Raw genomic sequence first — 18072 nt, forward strand, 5'->3', positions numbered from 1 at the left:
GTCAGCCCCTCGCCCTCATGATGCGCCAGAGGCGCTCAGCCAGCTCGGCGTCGGACTCCCCGGGCTGCTGGTAGACGCTCCCGATCAGCGGCCCACGATCACTCATCGGCGGCGTGCCGCCGAAGAACATCGCGGACTCCGCCGCCTGCCCGAGGTTCGCCGCCGTCGGACGGTTCGCCGATGCCGCGAACTGCGGCGCCCCAGTCGAGGAAACGACCATCGCGTCACCCATCGCCTCGGCAGCCTTCCGCAGCCCAGGCAGGCCCTGGTCGATGCCGTCAGCGATGCCTGCGGGGATCCACTGGCCGACCTCGTCGCGCATCACCTTCGACGGCGAGCTGATCCCCAGCACCTTCTTCAGCCAGCCGGGGATGAGGCGGCCGACCCCGCTCAGCTTGTCCTTGATCCACCGGAACCCGCCCTCGATGCCGTTCAGGAGGCCACGCATGATGTCGCCGCCCACGTTGTAGAGCAGGAGTCCGAGGTTCCCGACGGCCCGCAGGATGCGGCCGGGCAGCCCCTTCATGAAGGTCACGACCTTGTCGACGCCCCCTGAGAATGCGCCGGAGATGGAGTCCCAGTGCTTGAAGATCAGGCCCGGCAGCGACCACTTCAAGAAGAACCCGACGATCATGCCGGGGACCTTCTTGACCTTCTCGACGACCCAGTCCCACACGGCGGCCGTCTTCTCCTTGATGGTGTCCCAGTGCTTGATGATGAGGAACACGGCGCCGGCGATCGCGGCGATCGCGATCCCGATTGGGCCGATCATGATCAACCACGCGGCGGCGGTCCGGATCGCGGAGGCCATGGCCTGACCGGCCATCACGACGTACCCGACTCCGAGCATGGTCATGGACGCGAGCTGCAGGCCGGCGGACATCGCGGCGCCCGCGGACTGGGCGATCCAGCCTGCGACGGCGGCGGCGGCCGAGATGGTGGCCTGGACGCCCATGGCGATGAGCGCAGGGATCAGGACGGCGAAGATCAGCCCGCCGATGACCGTGAAGATCGTCTGGTGGTCCTCGATGAAACCGATCGCGGACTGAGCCGCACCCCAGAGCCACACGAGCGCGGCTCCGGCGGCCGACAGCGACGGGCCGAACTTTTCGGCCGCGGTCGATGCGACGGTCTCGAGGATCGGTAGGGCCCAGTTGCCGAGCTTGAGGAACGTCATCTCGACCTGACGGCGCAGCTGCAGCAGCGACTGGGTCGCGTTGCTGTTCAGGGTCTTGTCGAAGCGGGCCGCGGCGCCTGCGGTGTTGTCCATCGCCGCGCCGCCGTCGTCGAGGGCCTGCAGGAACTTCGGGATGTTGTTCGTCCCGATCTCGGTCAGCGGGTCACCGAACAGGCTGATCGCGGTCTTGGCCTGGGTCGCGGGGTCGGTGATCGCGAGGAGCTTGTCGACGATCTGGCCCATGGCCTTGCCGCCCCGGTCGCCGCCGGCGACCATCGCGTTCGCCATCTCGTCGGCGTCCAGACCGAGGGTCTTCAACGCCGCGCCGGCGCCGGTGTCGTTGAGGTCGCCGACCTTGAGGGTGAACTCCTTGAGGGCATCGCCGGTCTTGTCGAGCTGGAACTGTCCGCCCTTGGCCGCCTCGGCGAGCAGCCCGAACGACTGCTGGCCGTTCAGGCCCAGCTGCGCCAGGAATCCGCCGTACTCCTCGACCGCGTCGAGCATGTCCCCACGCAGGGCGACCGGGACGGCGGTCGACGCCTTGGTCATCAGGTCGAACGCCTCGGTTGAGTCCTTCGCGAGGCCCTGCTTCACCGCCTGCCCGGCCAACTGGGCCGCCCGGGCGACGTCGGTGTCCATCACGTCGGCGAAGTTCATCGCGTAGGACGCGGCCTTGCGGATCTCGGCACCGCTGGCGGTGCCCATGCCGTCGATCGAGGTGTAGACGGCTGCGACGGCGTCGTTCACGGCCTCGATCGACTCGCCGTAGCCGTCGGCGTACAGCCGTCCGGCGACCTTGCCCAGGCGCTTCGACTCAGCCCCGGACAGCCCGAGCTCGGCGGCGAGCTTGTCGTTCGCGGCGTCGACCGACAGGTTCGCCGCCATTGAGGCGCCGACCGCGGTCACGATCCCGACACCGACCGCGGCCGCGAGCTTGAAGGTGTCGTCGCCCCAGTCGCGCATCCACCCGAGGGCGTGGTCCAGCGTGGACTTGAAGTTGTCGTCGTCGATGCCGATGTGGGCGGTCAGTGCCCCCAGGTCCATGCTCACGTGCCCAGCTCCTCACGGATCGCCGCGGCCACGATCGACGCGACCCTGGCCTTCTCGCCGACCAGCGCCGACTCCAGGAACTTCGCCTGTCGGCCCGCGTCGTGGTGCAAGGTCAGGTCCTCGTGCTGCACCACGGCGTAGGGGGTGTCGTACGAGATCAGCGCGGTCAGCGACTCGGAATCCACCGAGGTCGCCCCGGACCGTTCGAGGGTGCCCTCCTCGATCGGGACACGGGTGTTCGCGACCTGCAGGACATGTTCGGCGGCACGCTCCAAGCCCCTCGCGGCGCCTGTGCGGGTCGCCCTGGTGATCGGGCCGACGTTGATGCTGATCGTCGTAGCTCGCGCCATGTCCTCACCCCGCGTACTTCTGCGCCAGTGCCGTGCCGACGCCGTCGGGGTCGCGGATCGCGGCGATGAACTCGGCCGGATCGAACCGGGGGTCAGCGGCCTGCAGGGCGGCTGCGAGGTACGCGACCCGCTGCGCGAGCCTGACCGCGACGTCGTTCATCTCGGCCCGGTTGACCTGCATCAGCTGAGCCGCGACACGACCGGTCGCCTGCTTCGCTGTCGGCCCGCCTGCGGTGGTCTGGATCGCCGCCTCGACTATGTTGGCCTCGAGCGTCCGCGACCGGGCGGTCTTCGCCACGGTGCCAGTGCGGCGGGCAGAGGGCCGGCTCACGCGGGCGGAGCGTTCATCGCTCGGGACACGGCGTCCTCGATCGACAGGGACTCGGTGCCGGACGTCGTCCGCTTCGACGCCTGCGGCCCCGCCTCGTCCAGCTGGGCCTGGATCGCCGACGAGATCGCGTCGTGGGTCTGCATGTCGCGGTGGTTGCGGTAGACGTCCTCATCGGTGGGTCGGCTCATGCTTCCTCCTCGTTGTGGCGCCGCTCCTGCACGGCCGCCTGGTACTCGTCGGTGCCGACCTCGGCGTGCATCAGCACGTCGTCGTGGCAGGCAGGGTGGCGCAGCGGGCGAAAGTCCTCGGGCCGCGGGTCGACAGAGGCGTCACGGATCACGACCGCGCCTCCTGCATCTCGGCGTACTTCTCGCGGTCGGCGCGGAACAGCTGGTTGCGCTCGGGTCCACTGAGCGCCTGGAACTGCTCGAACGTCAGATCCGTCCAGTCCTCACGCGGGCGGGCTCGGCGCTCGGTCTCGAGCTCGGCTGCCTTGCGCTGCTCGGCCCACCGGTCGGCCGACGGCGACGTGTACCCCTTCACGACTTGTGACCAGCTTCGGCGCCCGCCTTGGCCCTGTCGGCCAGGCCCTGGCTCCATGACTGGCTGTTCAGGACGCTGTTGGCCCTGATGATCGCGTCGCCTGCGGCGATCGCCTGGTCGTCCAGGGCGACGTTGTTGGGCGACTTCCGTAGCCCTTTCTGCGACGGGTCGGACGGGTCGTACTGCGGGACATTGAGCCTCTCGGCCTCACGAACCACATCAAGGACCGCGTCACGGCGACGAATCGCTGACCGCATCAGCTTGACCGCTGCAGCCTCAACCGTCGCTTCGAACTCTTCCTGGTCGGCGGTTGCGCCGGCGTGCTCAATTCCCAGCGCGTCGCGCACAAGCCCCGAGACCCGTGCGACTTCCGACTCGAAACGTGCCTTCTCGGCGGCAGCCTTGCGGCGTCGAGCGCCCTCGGCACGCTTGCGGGCGAACTTCGCCAGCCCCTGGGCCTGCTCGAACTCGGTCGGCGTCACGTCGTCGTCGCCGTCGAGGACACGCTGCTCGAGCGCCTCGACGAGCGCGTCAGCTTCTTGGGCCTGGGTGTCGGCGGCCTCGATGGCCTGGTCGATCTCGTCGACCTCCGGTGCTGCCTGTGCGGTCATGCGGTCCTCCTGAGGACGTTCCCCAACGATTCGGTGTCGATTAGCCACATCAGGCCCCGGCGTTGCCGCCGAACCCGACCGGTCCGGGCGAGGCGGCGGGTGTATTCCTCGCTGATTCCGAACCGGTCGGCCGCCTCAGAGACGGTCGTCCAACATGGCGAGCCCACAGTCGCAAGCACGGTTCCGACCTCGGAACTAATCGCAGGGACTGCCCGCTCAGCCAGCGCCGCAAGCGCGGCCAGAAGCTCCTGCGGCGGCAGCACCGCCCGCCCCTTCAGCCCGTTACGGCGGCGCACTCGGTCCGCGTCCAGCTGCGCCCTCGCATCCCGCACCAGGGCATCGAGGACCAACCCCGCGACGGCGGGGTCCTCGATGACGACGCGGACGGGATCGGACATTGGTCAGCGCGCGCCCGGATGTCGGAGGTGCGTGGTCCACTTGGGTCCCGACCAGGAAGCGAGATCACGATGAACCATGAGAGCTACACGCCGACCGACGTTGAAGGCATGCTCACCGAGATGATCGAGTCGATCCGTACCGAGACCGATTCGAGCGCCGTTGTCGGTCTCATCGGAGGCACCCTCGGGCAAATCGTCCGCGCACTGCAGGAAGACCTCACTCGCGCCTACGCGCGTATCGAGGCACTCGAGGCTCAGCCGACGATGGAAGAACTCGCACGTGGTGCGGGGATCTGAAGACGTAGCCGTCATCGGCGCATCCGCAGGTGTCGCCCTGCAGTAGCTCACGGCCGCGACCCCGGCAGTGAGGGGTCGACCACCGGGCGCGGCTCGATGCGACGCGCCATCCACGCAGCCAGGGCTACGGCGATGGTCAGGTCGCCATGCCCCAGCCCCTCACGGCGTTGGAACTCGTACGTGTCCCGACCGGCCGCGCTGATCTTGAGCCGGAACGATTTCAGTTCCTCCTGCAGCACTGGCCGCAACGCCAGATCCTCGGCGATCTGCAACCGGTCCTGCTGCAACGCGACCTGCAAGACGCTCATCAGGTCACGCTTGGCGATTGAGCCTCGCGACGTCCCCTGAGCCTCAGCCGTGATCGTCTTCGCGATCGGCCACCGGTAGCCCATTCGGCCGTCTTGATAGGCGGCTATGAACATGTCCTTGATGCCTCGACCCACCCCGGTCCCGTCGAACAGCAACCACGAGTCCTCCAACTCCTCGGTGCGCATCAGCGCTGCCACGTCTTCGACGATCACGTCGTACGGCGTCCCCAGGTCCCACCGCTGCAGATGCCGCACCTGCAACCGGTCGACCCCCTCGCCGCGGTCCCACCGCCTCATCACCTGGTCGGGCAGAAGCCCAGCCGGGAACGCCTTCACCCGATCCACCACCGCTAGCGCCGTGTGATCGTGCACCTGCCCCAGATCCAGACCAACCACCATCGAACTCATGAACGACCTCCTCCGAACAACGGCGTCACCGCCGACGAAGCCGCAGCCCGGACGGACTCCGACGAGAACAACTGCTGATCGGTGTCAGCGAACCGAGCAAGGCACTCAGCGGAGAACTTCCACGCCGGCATCGCAGCCTCAGCCTCCGCAATCCGCTGCGCATCCCACTGCGCCGACTCATGTACCGACACACGGTGCTTCTCCCACCCCGACCCAGGCGTGTCCCACAGATCGAAGAACCACCCACTCCGCCCGTTCGGCGACGACAACGCCATGAGCACCCCATCCGACGCGACCATCGGCAACACCCCGAAGAACACGTCCTCCGACACCCAGGCGCCCTCGTCGATCACCAACAACGTCACCGCCGAGAACCCCCGCGTCGTCGTGTCCGTCCCCGGCAGCGACACGATCCGCGACCCGTTGTCGAGCTGAAGCTCGCTCTCGCTCTCACGCACCAACCGGCCCGTAGCCCCAGTCCGCGCCAGCACCCCACGACACTTCCGCAGCATCTCGTTCGACTGCCGCTGAGCCTTCGACACGATCAGCACCAACGCCCCCGGCGTGAAGACCGCCACATGCACCGCCTTGTGCGACACCGTCGTCGTCTTCCCCACCTGCCGGGCACACGCCAAGATCGAACGCCGCGCAGTCGACCGCAGCACCTCCGCCTGCCACGGCTCCGGATCGAACCCAGACCGGCGACCGAACGCCACCGCATCCAGCGCCGACGCCAGATCCCCGGCCATGCCCCCACTCACCGCCGACCACCCGCCTCGAGCGCCGGCAGCGAGTCCAGCCGCTGAGCCACCGCGGCCGCCGCCTCCGGGAACGGCGCCAGCACCTCGACCAACGCCTGACGGATCGCCAGCCACTCCGGCGCCGTCGACACGTTCAGCACCTGCACCGTCGACCGCTCATCGAGCTCGCCGGTGATCTTCGCGATCGTCTCCACCAGGCCCCGCAGCTCACGGATCGCGGCCAACGACATGGACGTCTTGCCGTCCGCCTCCGACGCGTCCAGGACTCTCGTGGCCCGGGTGTGCAGATCCTCGAGCCGTGCCAGCGCCGACCGCGGGCCAGCCTCCTCCCGTGCCGCGACGACCCGCGACAGGGCCTGAGACACGTGACTGCCGTGGCGCGACACAGCGTCCTTCCCGACCTTCCACTGTCGCGCGATGTCGCGCAGCGTCCTGCCACTGACGATCGCCTCGTCGATCGCCTCGCGGTCGTCGTGGTTGCAGATGCTGCACCGGGGGCTCACGTCATGTCCCTCGGGTGGAGAACGATCTCTTCGTCGACGACACCACGGTGGTCACGGCGACCGTAGGCCTTGAGGAACTCCCACACCGCGCACTGCAGCCTGGTCGCCACCAGCGGGACCCGGTCGTCCGGGTGTGCCTTCTGCGCGTCCTCGACATCGACCAGCGCGAGCAGGAGCGCGTCGTGGTGACGGTGGCCAGTAGCGAACAGATCATCCTCAAGCGTGCTCATCGGACACCGCCGACCAGCGGATTACGAATCCGATCCACGACGCATCGCCGCAGGTCAGAAGCCGCGACGGTCACGCGATGGTCACACGGAACCCGGGCTGGACGACTCGCGCGCGGCAATCCTGCACCCAGACAGCGAGGCACCGAGGCGGCGATCGGCCGGTGTCGCGGCTCTGGTGAAGGTGTCGCGGAAGGAGGGCTGAGGGTGCTCATGGTGTTCCCTTCGTCTCGGTCTGGGCAGTGGGTGCATCGGTCGGTGCACATGTCCCCGTGTCTTGCTCTGACTGCTCCGACTGCGCTGACTGGGCGTGTTCGCCCCCAGTTGGTGCAGTTGGTGCAGTTGGTGTGTCTCCCCTGGCGGATTGCTCCGACTGGTGCTCCAACTGGGTTCCGGGCAGCGACCAGAAGCTCACCCGGGGGAATCCGACGTTCTCGACGTCGAGCTTGTGGCGACGTCTTGCCCGCTTGAGGGCGTCTTGGCTGTGGCCGGTTGCTGCGCCGTGCTTCTTGATGTCGGCACTGGGTGCGGTGCCGCCCTTGCTGGCGAGGTAGTCGAGCAACCAGGCACCGGCTTCGGTGGCTGCTGAGCGGTCGTCGGGGTCGGTGCCGGCTCGGCGCATGGCTTCGGCGATGGTGCCGTCGACTTCGCCGGTCCACTGGAGTTGGCCGGTCCAGGCGGTGCCGTCGTCGGTGGGCACGGGGTGGCTGGCGACGATGAAGCCAAGGGTGGGCAGGTCGGCGCGTCCGAGGTTGTTCTTCGGCGTGCCGAAGAGCCGTCGGCGCCCGTCGTCGTCGTCGGGGTCGGCGATCACTGTGTGGACTGATCGGGCGACTGCGGTGAACGCCTTGGATGCCATGACGAGCTGCAGAGGGTCGGCGCTGGCGGACTTGTTGTGATGGATCAAGCCCATGATCGCGAGGTTGGCTCGATCGGCGATCGCGGTGAGTGGTTCGAGGGCTCGGCGGACGTCGCCGTCCTTGTGGGTGTCGAGGTTCTCGCTGATGCGCGACATGAGGGGGTCGAGGATCAGGAGTGCGGCGTCGGTGTCGAGTGCGGCTCGTTCGAGCGAGATGAGGTCTCGGGGTAGTGAGAGGCCGACGGTGATCTCGTCGGCGGTGCGGATCTCGATTCGGAACACCCGGTCAAGATCGGCGTCGGCGGCCATGAGACGGGGGACGATGGTGTGTTCCCATGAGTCCTCTGCGGCACAGATCAGGACCGCCTTGGGGTGCCCGAGGTGTTCGCCGGGTAGTTCTCCGCGGGTGATCCGAGCGGTAATCCACGACGAGAGCGTGGACTTGCCGAGGCCCTCACCGCCGGCGAGCAGAACGAGCGTGCCGAGGGCGGCGCGGCCGTCCCACAACCACGAGACGCGTCGCGGCTTGATGGCCGAGGCGGCAGTCAGGACGATGTGGCGCGTGTGCACCTCGTCTCCGCTGTCCGATCCGTTCGCCCCGGGGGAGAGCTCGCTCGGCCCTGGGTCTTCCGGCGGCAGCTGCGGACCCCATTGCCGCGAGTACTCGGCGCTCACGCGGTGGCCGCCAGCTCGTGGTGTGCCGGGTCCAGGTCGGTGGCGCCGAGGTGGAACAGGATCTCGGCGCGGATGGTGTCACTGAGCGGCTCGAGCTCGCACATGTACGCCTTCGCCCGACAGGCCGCGGCCTTCGCTGCGAGACGCTGATCGGTGGCCTGTGCGCCTTGGGTGCCGGCGAAGTCACCAGGCCGGGATCGTGCGGCGTCGAACTCGTCGCCCCTGCGCAGCCAGTACGACGACGTGGCCTCCTGGAGGGCCTGTTGGATGATCCGGCTCGGTATCTCGACGAGGATGTCGGACAGTACGCGGATGACCTGGTCGCTGCAGTCGGGGCAGATCATGAGGCGTCGCCCAGCGGCGAGCTGGGGCCCTGCGGTCGGCGGAGGTGGACGACGCGTCGCTCGGGGATCAGGTCGACGGTGATGCCGAACTCCTGGGCGAACGCGAGTGACGCCGCCCTCATGAGGCTGTCGTGACTCACGCTGACCAGCTCGTCGTTCAGGTCGTCGCTCTCGGCGAGGGCCCGGGCTGCGTCGACGGCGGCCGCACGGAGCCGCTCGCGGGCATCCTGCCACTCGTAGAGCCAGGCTGCCGGCGGTGCCGTGATCGGGTGGACGGTCGCGTCGGCGTTCGACACGGGGGTGGTCTGATCGCTCGCGCGCGGGTCAGATCGCGCGGATGCGCGTAGGCTCTGCTTCACGAACTTCTTCTCCTTCGCCGGGGTGGGATGTCGTTGAGGCCGCTCCTGTTGGTGCAGGGGCGGCTTCGTTCGTCTGGGGGAGCAGGTCGGCCGCGAGGTCGGCGGTGCGGACCCGGTAGCGGTGTCCGACCTTGAGCACGGGGACGGGGAAGTCGCCGGCCTTGGCCATTGCGTACGCCTTGGCCCGCCCGATGGAGTACGCGCGGCCGGCGGTCTCGACGTCGGTTGTGGCGGCGGTGGCGACGAGGTCGCGGAGCTCGTCGAGCGTCATGCCGCCGGCCCATCTCCGGCGAGCAACCGAGCCAGCTGCTCACGGGGGACCAAGATCCTGCGACCGATACGGATCGACGGGATCTGGCCGTTGCGGACAGCGTCATAGGCCTGCCGACGGCCGATCCCGAGCACTTCGGCGAGTTGGTCGACGGTCAGCGGAGGCTCAATGACAGCCATGACGGTTCCTGCTTTCCTGTGAAGACATCATTTCCTGACGTCTCCTATGAGACCCCGGGGGTTCCCATGGGGTCAAGCAGTGTGTATCTTGGGGGGAAAGGAAAACCTGACGTGAGGAAAGCGATGCGACTCGAAGCGGTGATCGGAGCGAACGTCGCCCGACTGCGCGCTCAGCACAAGATCGGCCAGCCGGAGTTCGGGAAGCGGATCGGATCATTCCTGGGCGAACGGGCATGGTCGCGCCAGACGATCTCGGCCATGGAGAACGGCGGCCGTTCCTTCGCCGCCCGTGACCTGGTCGTCCTGGCGCATCTGCTCGAGGTCCCGGTTTCGGCGCTACTGCAGATCGGGTCCGACGTCGATCAGGTCGACGTCGGCGCATACACATTCGGGCGCGACGAACTCGAAGCGTCCGGGTGGCAGTCCGACCCCACGACGCAGGGTCTCGCCGAGGTGCTGGCTGCGCTGGGGAACGTGTCGAGCCGCCTGTCGGACCTGATCGACGACGCCGCGGCGCTGCACCACGACGCGGGCATTCTCACTGCGGCGGTCAGCCGGGTACGTCTACTGCAATCGCTCGAGAGCAAGGGCGCCACGATCGAGGAGGACTACTCATGAAGGGTCGGACGTTCAAGCGGTGCAGCTGCCCGCCGGTGTACGACACCAAGGGCAAGGCGAAAACCTGCCCGAAGCGCCACGGGAGTTGGACCTTCGTCGTCGACGTGACCGTCGGCGACGGACCCCGCCAGCAGCTCAAGCGCGGCGGCTTCGTCGACGCCAACACAGCGCAAGACGAGGTGGACAACGTTCGCGACCTCATGCGCCTGGTGCGCGAAGAGGACATCAGCCCGGGCCGGTTCCGCGAAGCGATCGCGCTGCGGCCGATCCCGCGCGCTGAGGACGTGAAGCGGGCTGACCGGCTCAACCTGACCACCGACGGCAGGGACACCGTTGCCCAGTGGCTGGCGTTCTGGATCGACGCGAAGACCCGCGACACGGGGTCGTCGGTCGTGAAGCCCGTGCGAGCCACGACGGCGCGCTCCTACCGCCAGCACGTCGACGACTACCTCTCGCCCCAGCTCGGCCACATCACGCTCCGCAAGCTCCGCCCCGAGCACATCCAAGGCGCCTACGAGGCGATCCTCGAGAGCCGACCGAACATGAAGCCAGCCACCCTGCGCCGGGTCCACGCCACGCTGCGGTCGGCGCTGCGCGACGCGATGGACCTCGGACGGATCGAGGACAACCCGGCCTCCCGGGTCCACCCGCGAGCGGGGGACCGGCCACAGGTGAAGCCGTGGGAGCCGGCCGAGCTCGGCAAGTTCCTCGACCACGTCATCAGCGACCGCCACGGCCCGATCTTCGAGACGATCGCCGCCACCGGCCTGCGACGCGGTGAGGCCCTGGGTCTCCGCTGGTCCGACGTCGACCTCAACCGCGGCGTCCTCGTCGTCCGACAGCAGCTGCTCGACGTGCGCGCAGGTGAGCCACGCTTCGCACTGCCGAAGTCCGAGGCCGGCGAGAACCGCCTCGTCGAGCTCGACGGCCACACCGTCGACGTGCTCAAGGCTCGCCGGTTCGCCAGCCAGCTCGAGCGTGACGAGTGGCGTGAGGCTTACGAAGATCACGACCTGGTCTTCGCTCAGGAGAACGGGCGTCCGTACGATCCGGCCGCGATCACCAAGGCGTTCACGCGCCTCGTCGCCGAAGCCGGAGTGCGTCGGGTCCGACTCCACGACCTTCGCCACGGTGCCGCGTCGCTGATGCTGGCCGCCGGTGTCCCGGTGGAGATCGTGTCCAAGAGGCTTGGTCACAGTTCCATCGCGATCACCCTGGACACGTACTCGCACCTCCTCGAGGGAGTCGGCCGCGACGCCGCCGAGCGTGCGAACGCTCTGATCCCGCGGGCGGGGCGCGTGCAGGCCCGTGACCAGAATGTGACCACCGAGCCGGTCGACGCCCCTCATGGCGGGACGGTCAATGGCGATACTGACTCTGATTCCGGTGATTCTTCGGTGGGCCCCGTGGGACTCGAACCCACAACCCGCGGATTAAAAGTCCGCTGCTCTGCCAATTGAGCTAGAGGCCCCGGGGCTGGCCCGGTGCGTCAAGTGTCGCAGAGCTTCGCGGCGGTTCGCGTTGACGCCCAGGGTGCGCGGGCGCACCCTGGGCGCACCGATCGGCGTGGTGTCCGTGCTCGCGGGGGTGTTGCTGTGCGGCCGGATCGCGCTGGTCGTCGCCGGTCTCGTCATGTTCGAGCTCGGCGCGCACTGACCTCGGCGGTCGCTCAGGCGCCGCTGGTCTGCATCGCCTCGGCCCACGCGTCGTATCCGCCCAGCAGGTCGCTGACCTCGCGGTGTCCCTCCGCACGCAGCACGCTCGCAGCGACCGACGAGCGCCAGCCGCCGGCGCAGTGCACGAGGATCGGACGGTCCGTCGGCAGCTCGTCGTGGCGGCGGGCGATCTCGGCCAGGGGCACGTGCACCGAGTCCGGGATCGCGCCGTCCTCACGCTCGCCGGCGTTGCGCACGTCGAGGATCACCGTGTCGTCGGGAAGTGTGGCCATCTCGTCAACGGTGACCCGTCGCGACGTCACCACGAGATCGGCCAGCTCCACGAAGGACTCCTCGGGCTCGACCAGGTAGCCCAGCGTGCGGTCGAAGCCGATGCGCGAGAGGCGCAGACCCGCTTCGTCGACCCGGTCGAGGTCGCCGACCACCACCAGCTCGTCGTCCTCGTGGACGACCATGCCGCACGTCTCGGCGAATCGGCCGTCGATGCCCACGTTGATCGAGCCCTGCAGGTGACCGGTGGCGAAGCGTTCCGGGCTGCGGGTGTCGATGACCTTGGCGCCGCCTGCGACGGCCGCGCGCACCTCGGCAGGGCTCAGCGGGGTGAGGTCCTCGCCGGGCTCGAGCAGCTCGCGGTTCTTCAGGTTCAGCGCCGCGTCGGTGGAGAAGTACTCCGGTGCCGACGGTTGACCCGTCGTGACCATCTCGACGAAGGCGTCCTCGTCCATCGGCTGCACGAAGATGTTGGTCCGGCGCTGGGCGCCGATGGTGGAGTCGAGGTCGTCGGACAGGTTCTTGCCGCACGAGGACCCGGCGCCGTGGGCGGGGTAGACCACGGTCTCGTCGGGCAGCGTCAGCAGTACCTCGTGGACCGTGCGGTACATGGCCTTGGCGAGGTCCTCGGCGGTCGAGCCGTCCGAGACGACCAGGTCCGGGCGACCGACCGCGCCGATGAACATCGAGTCGCCGGTCAGCACGGCGTGCGGGGCGTCGTCGGGCCCGTGCTCTCGCACCACCACGCTGATCGACTCCCAGGTGTGGCCGGGGGTCTCGAGGATCTCGAGGTCGACCTCGCCGAGGCTGATGTGGTCACCGTGGCGCAGTGGCCGGACCTCGAACTCGGCCTTGGGAGCTGCGACGGCACCGTAGCCGATCCATGCCCCTGTGGCCGCGGCCAGCTCGAGGTGACCGGCGACGAAGTCGGCGTGCACGTGGGTGTTGATGACACCGACGATTCGCAGGTTCTGCGCCTTCGCGTCGGCGAGGTACTCCGACACGTCGCGGCGGGGATCGACCACGACGGCCTGGCCCGTGGTCTCGTCGGCGATCAGGTAGGACCCGTGCGACAGGCAGCTGAGGTAGTACTGGGTGATGATCATGGTGCTCTCCTTCTGATGGGGCGTGGAACCGGACGGGTCAGGCGCGGCCGGTGAGGATGAAGTTCCAGTACAGGAACGGCAGTCCGTACTTCTTGAGCAGCCACATGTCGCGGCGCTCGTGCGTGGTGTCGATGATCGGGATCGACGGCGCCGGCTGCATCGAGTAGTCGAACTCGGCGAGCAGCATCTTGTTGCGAGCGGTCGTCAGGGGGCAGGACGCGTAGCCGGAGTACTGCGCCTCCGGGCTGCGACCGGTGCGGACCGCGAGCAGGTTCTCGACCAGCACCGGAGCCTGCTTGCGGATGGCCGCGCCGGTCTTGGAGTTGGGAGTGGAGCCGGCGTCGCCGAGCGCGAACACGTCGGGGAAGCGGGTGTGCTGCAGGGTGTGCTGGTCGACCTGCACGTAACCGGCCGGATTGTCGGGGTCGGCGATCGGCGACGCCTTGATCCAGTCCGGCGCGGACTGGGGAGGCACCGTGTGCAGCAGGTCGTAGTGCAGGTCGTGCTTGGTGCCCTCGGCATTGTTCGCGACGATGGCGGTGCCGGTGTCGGAGTTCACCTCGACCATCTCGCTGGAGAACTCGACGTTGATGCCGTAGCGCTCGACCACCTTCTCGAGCTCGTCGGCGAACACCTTCACGCCGAACATGCCAGGTGTGGGAAGCACCAGCGTGATGTCGATGGCGTCCAGCACGCCCTTGCGGCGCCAGTGGTCGGCGGCGAGATAGGCGATCTTCTGCGGTGCTCCGGCACACTTGATCGGGCCGGACGGCATCGTGAACACCGCGCTTCCCGAGGTCATCTGGTCGATGTTGCGCCACGTCTTCTGCGCGAGGTCGAGCTGGTAGTTGCTGGACGCGGACGGTGTCGTGAGTGCTTCGGCCATGCCGGGCACCCGGCCCCAGTCGAGCTGGATCCCGGGGCACACGACGAGCTGCTCGTAGGCGATCGTCAGCCCGCGCTCGGTCTGCACCGTGTGCTGCTCGGGGTCGATCGTCGCGACGCGGTCCTTGACCCACTCGACGCCTTTGGGCATGACGCTGGCCTGCGGCCGCTGTGATCTGGACGCTTGAGCGCGTCCGCCGCCTACCAGGGTCCACAGGGGCTGGTACGAGTGCGTCTCGTTCGGTTCGACGACCGCGACGTCAGTGAGTCCGCCGCGCTTCAGGCGTGCGGCCACGGAGATCCCGGCGTTGCCGCCGCCAACGATGACGACCTGGTGGTGAACTGGGTTTGAACTCATGACGCTCTCCTCGGCGGATGTGGCCCGGGTCGGACCGTTGAGTTGCTCTGGAACGAATGTACGTACATTATGGTGGGAACGCAATGGAGGATCTCGTGAACGACGTCGAACACCTCTCCCGGCCCGGCTACGGCCCCGCCGTGCTGGACCGCGCGCTCGGCGTGCCCTTGTGGACCCAACTGCGCGACGACATCGGGCGGCGCATCGAGCGGGGCGAGTTCTCCGACGTCTTTCCGGGCGAGCACGCGTTGCGCGAGCAGTACGGCGTCAGCCGCCAGACCGTGCGCGTGGCGCTGCGATCCCTGCGCGAGGCCGGTGTCATCTCGGCCGCGCGCGGCCATGAGCCACGCCTGATGCGGTCCCGGATCGAGCAACCGCTCGGCACGCTGTACAGCCTCTTCGCCTCGGTCGAGGCCGCCGGAATGACGCAGAACAGCATCGTGCTCAGCCTGGACGAGCGGTGCGACGCGCAGGCGGCTCTCCGTCTCCGACTTCACGACGAGACGCCCCTGGTGTTCCTGCACCGCATCCGGCTGGCCGACGACGAGCCGCTCGCGCTCGACCGGGTCTGGATGCCGGCCGCCGTCGCGCGCCCGCTGCTGGAGGCGGACTTCACCCACACCGCCCTGTACGACGAGCTGGCCATGCGCTGTGGCGTGCGCCCGGTGGGTGGCAGTGAGGAGATCGACGCGGTGAGTCTCCTGACGCCGCAGGCGGCCTCGCTGGCCACGTCGCCGGGCGCCCCGGCGTTCTCCATCTCGCGGCTCGGTTGCGCCGCGGGCGAGCCGGTCGAGTGGCGCACGACGCTCGTGCGGGCTGACCGGTTCCGCATCCGCACCGACTTCTCCACGGCAACCGGCCTGCGACTGTCCGTCGCCGGCCACGAGACCACGCATTGACCTCCAGGAGGACCCATGAACGACCCCGTCGACGTCCGTACCGCTCACGACCTGCACGAGAGCGGCAAGGTCGTGCTGCTCGACGTCCGCGAGCCCGAGGAGTGGGTCGCGGGCCATGCTCCCGGTGCTTTGCACGTGCCGTTGGGTGAGCTCGATCCCGACCGGATCGGCGAGGGTGAGGTCGTCGCGGTGTGTCGCTCCGGCAACAGGTCCGGGAAGGCTGCCGAGGTGCTGGCGCGGGCCGGCATCCCCGTGCGCAACATGACCGGCGGCATGCAGGCGTGGGCCGAAGCGGGTCTGCCCGTCGTGGCGGCCGACGGCGGGGCAGGGACCGTCGCGTGACCATCGCTCTCGCGGTCGTGTGCGGTCTCGTCATCGGGACCGTGCTCGGCATGCTCGGCGGCGGCGGGTCGATCCTCGCGGTCCCGGCTCTGGTCTACCTGCTTGGCCAGTCGGCGCAGGAAGCTGTCACGGCCAGCCTGGTGGTGATCGGGATCAGCTCGGCGATCGGTGCGCTCAGCTATCACCGCGACCGGTACGTTCGCTGGCGCGTGGGTCTCGTGTTCGGCGTGGTGGGCATCGGCGCCTCGTTCGGTGGCACGGCTCTGAACCGCAGCGTCAACGAGTCGGTCCTGCTGGGCTCGTTCTCGGCCGTGATGGTCCTGTCGGCGGTGGCGATGCTCCGCAGGGCGGTCAAGGACCGCCGACGCGAGCGCGCTGCCGCCCCCGGCCACGGGCCCGTGACCGCCGCCGAGCCGGAGACCCAGCGCGGCCCGGTCGACGAAGGCGTCGTGGCGGCGCCGACCCGCGCGCGGCGGGTCGTGGCGCGTGTCGTGCCGTCCACCGTTGGACGTCGTGTCGTCTTCGAGGTCTTGTTGACGGCGCTGGCGGTCGGCTTCCTGACCGGCTTCCTCGGCGTGGGTGGGGGCTTCATCGTGGTGCCCGCCCTCGTGATGATCCTGCGTTACCCGATGCCGGTCGCGACGGGCACGTCCTTGCTGGTCATCGCGCTGAACGCCGGCGTCTCGCTGGCCATCCACGCGGGCAGCGGCCCGAGCTTCGACTGGGCCGTCATCGGCCCGTTCACCGCTGCCACGATCGTCGCGTCGCTCGTGGGCAAGCGGTTGGCGTCGCGCCTCTCGGTCCGTACCCTCACGGTCGCCTTCGCGATCGTGCTCCTCCTGGTCGCGCTGGGCATCGGCCTGGAAGTCGCTCTGGCCTGACCCGTGACACATACCCCCTAGGGTATTTGATAGGGTCGCCTGCATGACGACGCTGACGACAGATCGCCCGACGCCGCCCGCTGCCGACCCGACTCTTGGCTTCCTCGGGCGGTGGGGTGTCCGCATGGCGACCCATGGCCGCCGGGTGGCGGTCGTCTGGGTGATCGTCGTGGCGGGCTTCGGGTCGCTGGCGCCCAGCGTGTTCTCCGACCTGGCCGGCGCGGGGTGGCAGGACGACGGCTCGGACTCGGTCCAGGCCCGTGAGCTGGCGCAGGAGCACTTCGGCGGCAACGCCTCGACCGCGATCCAGCTCGTGATCCACACCGAGGACGGGTCCGTCGAGTCGCCGGCCGCCCAGGCGGTCATGGACGAGGCGACCGCGATCCTGAAGGCTGACGACCGCATCGCAGAGGTCGTGCCTCCGCAGCCGGGGTTCACCATCAGCCCCGACGGTCGGACGGCCATCATCCTGGCCGGTGCAGGCGCCGACCCCAACGAGATGGTGCGCGCGGTCGACGACGTGAAGGACGACCTGACCGCGTTGTCCGGTGACGGTGTCGACGTCTACCCCACTGGCGCGTCTGCGCTGTGGAGTGACTTCAACAAGGCCAACCACGACGCGATGATCAAGGCCGAGATCATCTCGTGGCCGGTGACGCTGGCCATCATGGTGATCGCGTTCGGTTCGCTGGTCGCGGCCGGTCTGCCCCTGCTGCTGACCATGGCGGGTCTCGGCGCCTCCGCCGGAGCCCTCGTGCTGCTCAACCACGTCACGCCCATTTCTGTCTGGGCGATGAACTTCGCGCTGATGTTCGCGCTGGCCCTGGGCATCGACTACGCCCTGTTCGTGGTCCACCGGTTCCGCAGCGCCATGCACCACGGCCGAACCCCGGTGCAGGCGGTCGCCGAGACCATGGACACCGCCGGCAAGGCGGTCACGCTGTCCGGGCTGACCGTGCTGGTCAGCCTGTCGGCAGTGCTTGTGGTGCCTGCGCCCGCGGTGCGCACGATGGCGGTCGGCATCATGCTCGCGGTGATCTTCGTGCTCGCCGCGACCTTGACCCTGCTGCCGGCCGTGCTCGGCATGCTGGGGCCGCGGATCGACAAGGCGTCACTGCCCTGGGCGGGGGCCCACCAGCCCCGATCACGACGCTTCGCCGCCTGGGGCGAGCTGCTGCACCGTCATCCGCTGCCGTTCGCGGTCGGGTCGGTGGGCGTCTTGGTCCTGCTCGCCCTGCCGGTGTTGTCCCTGAAGGTCGCGATGCCGTCGATCGCCGTGGTTCCCGAGGACGCGCCGGTCCGTGAGGGGTACGCAGTAGTCCAGAGTGCCTTCGGCGAGGGAGCTTCCCGGCGCGCTCCAGGTCGTCGCTCCGGCGTCTGACGCCG

The 18072-nt window shown here is 68.8% G+C and carries 26 protein-coding genes, 1 tRNA gene and 1 pseudogene; 8 read left to right on the forward strand and 20 right to left on the reverse strand.

The features are described 5' to 3' along the window. Position 1 precedes the first annotated feature (1 nt). The 8 genes from AC0L5F_RS12895 to AC0L5F_RS12930 are packed head-to-tail and all read right to left on the reverse strand — an operon-like array spanning position 2 to position 4460. A complete protein-coding gene (locus AC0L5F_RS12895; protein ID WP_473313800.1) occupies positions 2-2227 on the reverse strand; it encodes a phage tail tape measure protein in 2226 nt (741 codons plus the stop codon). Beyond that, on the reverse strand, positions 2224-2577 hold the full coding sequence (locus tag AC0L5F_RS12900; protein WP_473313801.1) for a hypothetical protein: 354 nt from the start codon (positions 2575-2577) through the stop codon (positions 2224-2226). The genes AC0L5F_RS12895 and AC0L5F_RS12900 overlap by 4 nt, the downstream gene beginning before the upstream one ends. Before the next feature lie 4 nt (positions 2578-2581). Next, positions 2582-2875: a hypothetical protein gene (locus AC0L5F_RS12905; protein WP_473313802.1), complete on the reverse strand. Its 294-nt coding sequence runs from the start codon at positions 2873-2875 to the stop codon at positions 2582-2584. A gap of 29 nt (positions 2876-2904) precedes the next feature. Further along, positions 2905-3096 carry a hypothetical protein gene (locus AC0L5F_RS12910; protein ID WP_473313803.1) on the reverse strand — a complete coding sequence of 64 codons (192 nt, stop codon included), beginning with the start codon at positions 3094-3096 and terminating at the stop codon, positions 2905-2907. After that, on the reverse strand, positions 3093-3248 hold the full coding sequence (locus tag AC0L5F_RS12915; RefSeq protein ID WP_473313804.1) for a hypothetical protein: 156 nt from the start codon (positions 3246-3248) through the stop codon (positions 3093-3095). The genes AC0L5F_RS12910 and AC0L5F_RS12915 overlap by 4 nt, the downstream gene beginning before the upstream one ends. After that, positions 3245-3451 (reverse strand): hypothetical protein, encoded by a 207-nt coding sequence (locus AC0L5F_RS12920; RefSeq protein WP_473313805.1) that lies wholly within the window; start codon positions 3449-3451, stop codon positions 3245-3247. The genes AC0L5F_RS12915 and AC0L5F_RS12920 overlap by 4 nt, the downstream gene beginning before the upstream one ends. Beyond that, positions 3448-4062 (reverse strand): hypothetical protein, encoded by a 615-nt coding sequence (locus tag AC0L5F_RS12925; protein ID WP_473313806.1) that lies wholly within the window; start codon positions 4060-4062, stop codon positions 3448-3450. The genes AC0L5F_RS12920 and AC0L5F_RS12925 overlap by 4 nt, the downstream gene beginning before the upstream one ends. Next, complete coding sequence (locus AC0L5F_RS12930; RefSeq protein WP_473313807.1) at positions 4059-4460, reverse strand: hypothetical protein; 402 nt, start codon at positions 4458-4460, stop codon at positions 4059-4061. The genes AC0L5F_RS12925 and AC0L5F_RS12930 overlap by 4 nt, the downstream gene beginning before the upstream one ends. A gap of 69 nt (positions 4461-4529) precedes the next feature. Between AC0L5F_RS12930 and AC0L5F_RS12935 the strand changes: the two genes are divergently transcribed. After that, entirely contained in the window at positions 4530-4757 is a 228-nt protein-coding gene (locus tag AC0L5F_RS12935) for a hypothetical protein (protein ID WP_473313808.1), read from the forward strand. Between the two features lie 47 nt (positions 4758-4804). Here AC0L5F_RS12935 and AC0L5F_RS12940 read toward each other — a convergent pair whose 3' ends face one another. From AC0L5F_RS12940 to AC0L5F_RS12980, 9 genes are all read right to left on the reverse strand, one after another. Next, positions 4805-5473 (reverse strand): hypothetical protein, encoded by a 669-nt coding sequence (locus AC0L5F_RS12940; RefSeq protein ID WP_473313809.1) that lies wholly within the window; start codon positions 5471-5473, stop codon positions 4805-4807. After that, positions 5470-6222 carry a terminase large subunit domain-containing protein gene (locus tag AC0L5F_RS12945; RefSeq protein WP_473313810.1) on the reverse strand — a complete coding sequence of 251 codons (753 nt, stop codon included), beginning with the start codon at positions 6220-6222 and terminating at the stop codon, positions 5470-5472. Before AC0L5F_RS12945 ends, AC0L5F_RS12940 begins: the two co-directional genes overlap by 4 nt. 8 nt (positions 6223-6230) lie before the next feature. Then, complete coding sequence (locus tag AC0L5F_RS12950; RefSeq protein WP_473313811.1) at positions 6231-6737, reverse strand: hypothetical protein; 507 nt, start codon at positions 6735-6737, stop codon at positions 6231-6233. Next, complete coding sequence (locus AC0L5F_RS12955; protein ID WP_473313812.1) at positions 6734-6967, reverse strand: hypothetical protein; 234 nt, start codon at positions 6965-6967, stop codon at positions 6734-6736. The genes AC0L5F_RS12950 and AC0L5F_RS12955 overlap by 4 nt, the downstream gene beginning before the upstream one ends. Positions 6968-7175: 208 nt before the next feature. Beyond that, complete coding sequence (locus AC0L5F_RS12960; RefSeq protein ID WP_473313814.1) at positions 7176-8393, reverse strand: AAA family ATPase; 1218 nt, start codon at positions 8391-8393, stop codon at positions 7176-7178. Positions 8394-8494: 101 nt separating this feature from the next. Continuing rightward, on the reverse strand, positions 8495-8842 hold the full coding sequence (locus AC0L5F_RS12965; protein WP_473313815.1) for a hypothetical protein: 348 nt from the start codon (positions 8840-8842) through the stop codon (positions 8495-8497). Further along, positions 8839-9138: a hypothetical protein gene (locus AC0L5F_RS12970; RefSeq protein WP_473313816.1), complete on the reverse strand. Its 300-nt coding sequence runs from the start codon at positions 9136-9138 to the stop codon at positions 8839-8841. Before AC0L5F_RS12970 ends, AC0L5F_RS12965 begins: the two co-directional genes overlap by 4 nt. A gap of 28 nt (positions 9139-9166) precedes the next feature. Next, positions 9167-9472: a hypothetical protein gene (locus tag AC0L5F_RS12975; protein ID WP_473313817.1), complete on the reverse strand. Its 306-nt coding sequence runs from the start codon at positions 9470-9472 to the stop codon at positions 9167-9169. After that, positions 9469-9651: a helix-turn-helix domain-containing protein gene (locus tag AC0L5F_RS12980; RefSeq protein ID WP_473313818.1), complete on the reverse strand. Its 183-nt coding sequence runs from the start codon at positions 9649-9651 to the stop codon at positions 9469-9471. The genes AC0L5F_RS12975 and AC0L5F_RS12980 overlap by 4 nt, the downstream gene beginning before the upstream one ends. 111 nt (positions 9652-9762) lie before the next feature. Here AC0L5F_RS12980 and AC0L5F_RS12985 point away from each other — a divergent pair, with 111 nt between their 5' ends. After that, complete coding sequence (locus AC0L5F_RS12985; protein ID WP_473313819.1) at positions 9763-10269, forward strand: helix-turn-helix transcriptional regulator; 507 nt, start codon at positions 9763-9765, stop codon at positions 10267-10269. Positions 10270-10871: 602 nt separating this feature from the next. Then, positions 10872-11447, forward strand: a pseudogene (locus AC0L5F_RS12990) (tyrosine-type recombinase/integrase); the annotation flags it as partial. A 220-nt stretch (positions 11448-11667) separates the two neighbouring features. Here the strand turns inward: AC0L5F_RS12990 and AC0L5F_RS12995 are convergent. Then, positions 11668-11740, reverse strand: a tRNA-Lys gene (locus AC0L5F_RS12995). 62 nt (positions 11741-11802) lie between these two features. Here AC0L5F_RS12995 and AC0L5F_RS13000 point away from each other — a divergent pair. Then, a complete protein-coding gene (locus tag AC0L5F_RS13000) occupies positions 11803-11925 on the forward strand; it encodes a hypothetical protein (protein ID WP_473313820.1) in 123 nt (40 codons plus the stop codon). 13 nt (positions 11926-11938) lie between these two features. Here the strand turns inward: AC0L5F_RS13000 and AC0L5F_RS13005 are convergent, their stop codons facing one another. Beyond that, positions 11939-13321, reverse strand: coding sequence for an MBL fold metallo-hydrolase (locus AC0L5F_RS13005; protein WP_473313821.1), 1383 nt, complete (start codon positions 13319-13321; stop codon positions 11939-11941). A gap of 37 nt (positions 13322-13358) precedes the next feature. Beyond that, a complete protein-coding gene (locus AC0L5F_RS13010; protein ID WP_473313823.1) occupies positions 13359-14564 on the reverse strand; it encodes an NAD(P)/FAD-dependent oxidoreductase in 1206 nt (401 codons plus the stop codon). Between the two features lie 95 nt (positions 14565-14659). On the opposite strand from AC0L5F_RS13010, the gene AC0L5F_RS13015 reads away from it, so the two are divergent. The 4 genes from AC0L5F_RS13015 to AC0L5F_RS13030 are packed head-to-tail and all read left to right on the forward strand — an operon-like array spanning position 14660 to position 18067. Beyond that, entirely contained in the window at positions 14660-15463 is an 804-nt protein-coding gene (locus tag AC0L5F_RS13015; RefSeq protein ID WP_473313825.1) for a GntR family transcriptional regulator, read from the forward strand. Between the two features lie 15 nt (positions 15464-15478). After that, a complete protein-coding gene (locus AC0L5F_RS13020) occupies positions 15479-15805 on the forward strand; it encodes a rhodanese-like domain-containing protein (protein WP_473313826.1) in 327 nt (108 codons plus the stop codon). Next, the gene (locus AC0L5F_RS13025; protein ID WP_473313827.1) at positions 15802-16686 is read left to right on the forward strand and encodes a sulfite exporter TauE/SafE family protein; all 885 of its coding nucleotides are present in this window, start codon (positions 15802-15804) and stop codon (positions 16684-16686) included. The genes AC0L5F_RS13020 and AC0L5F_RS13025 overlap by 4 nt, the downstream gene beginning before the upstream one ends. Before the next feature lie 43 nt (positions 16687-16729). Next, positions 16730-18067 carry an MMPL family transporter gene (locus AC0L5F_RS13030; protein WP_473313828.1) on the forward strand — a complete coding sequence of 446 codons (1338 nt, stop codon included), beginning with the start codon at positions 16730-16732 and terminating at the stop codon, positions 18065-18067. Positions 18068-18072 lie beyond the last annotated feature (5 nt).

The sequence above is a fragment of the Aeromicrobium sp. 10G20-16 genome, from assembly GCF_055809665.1.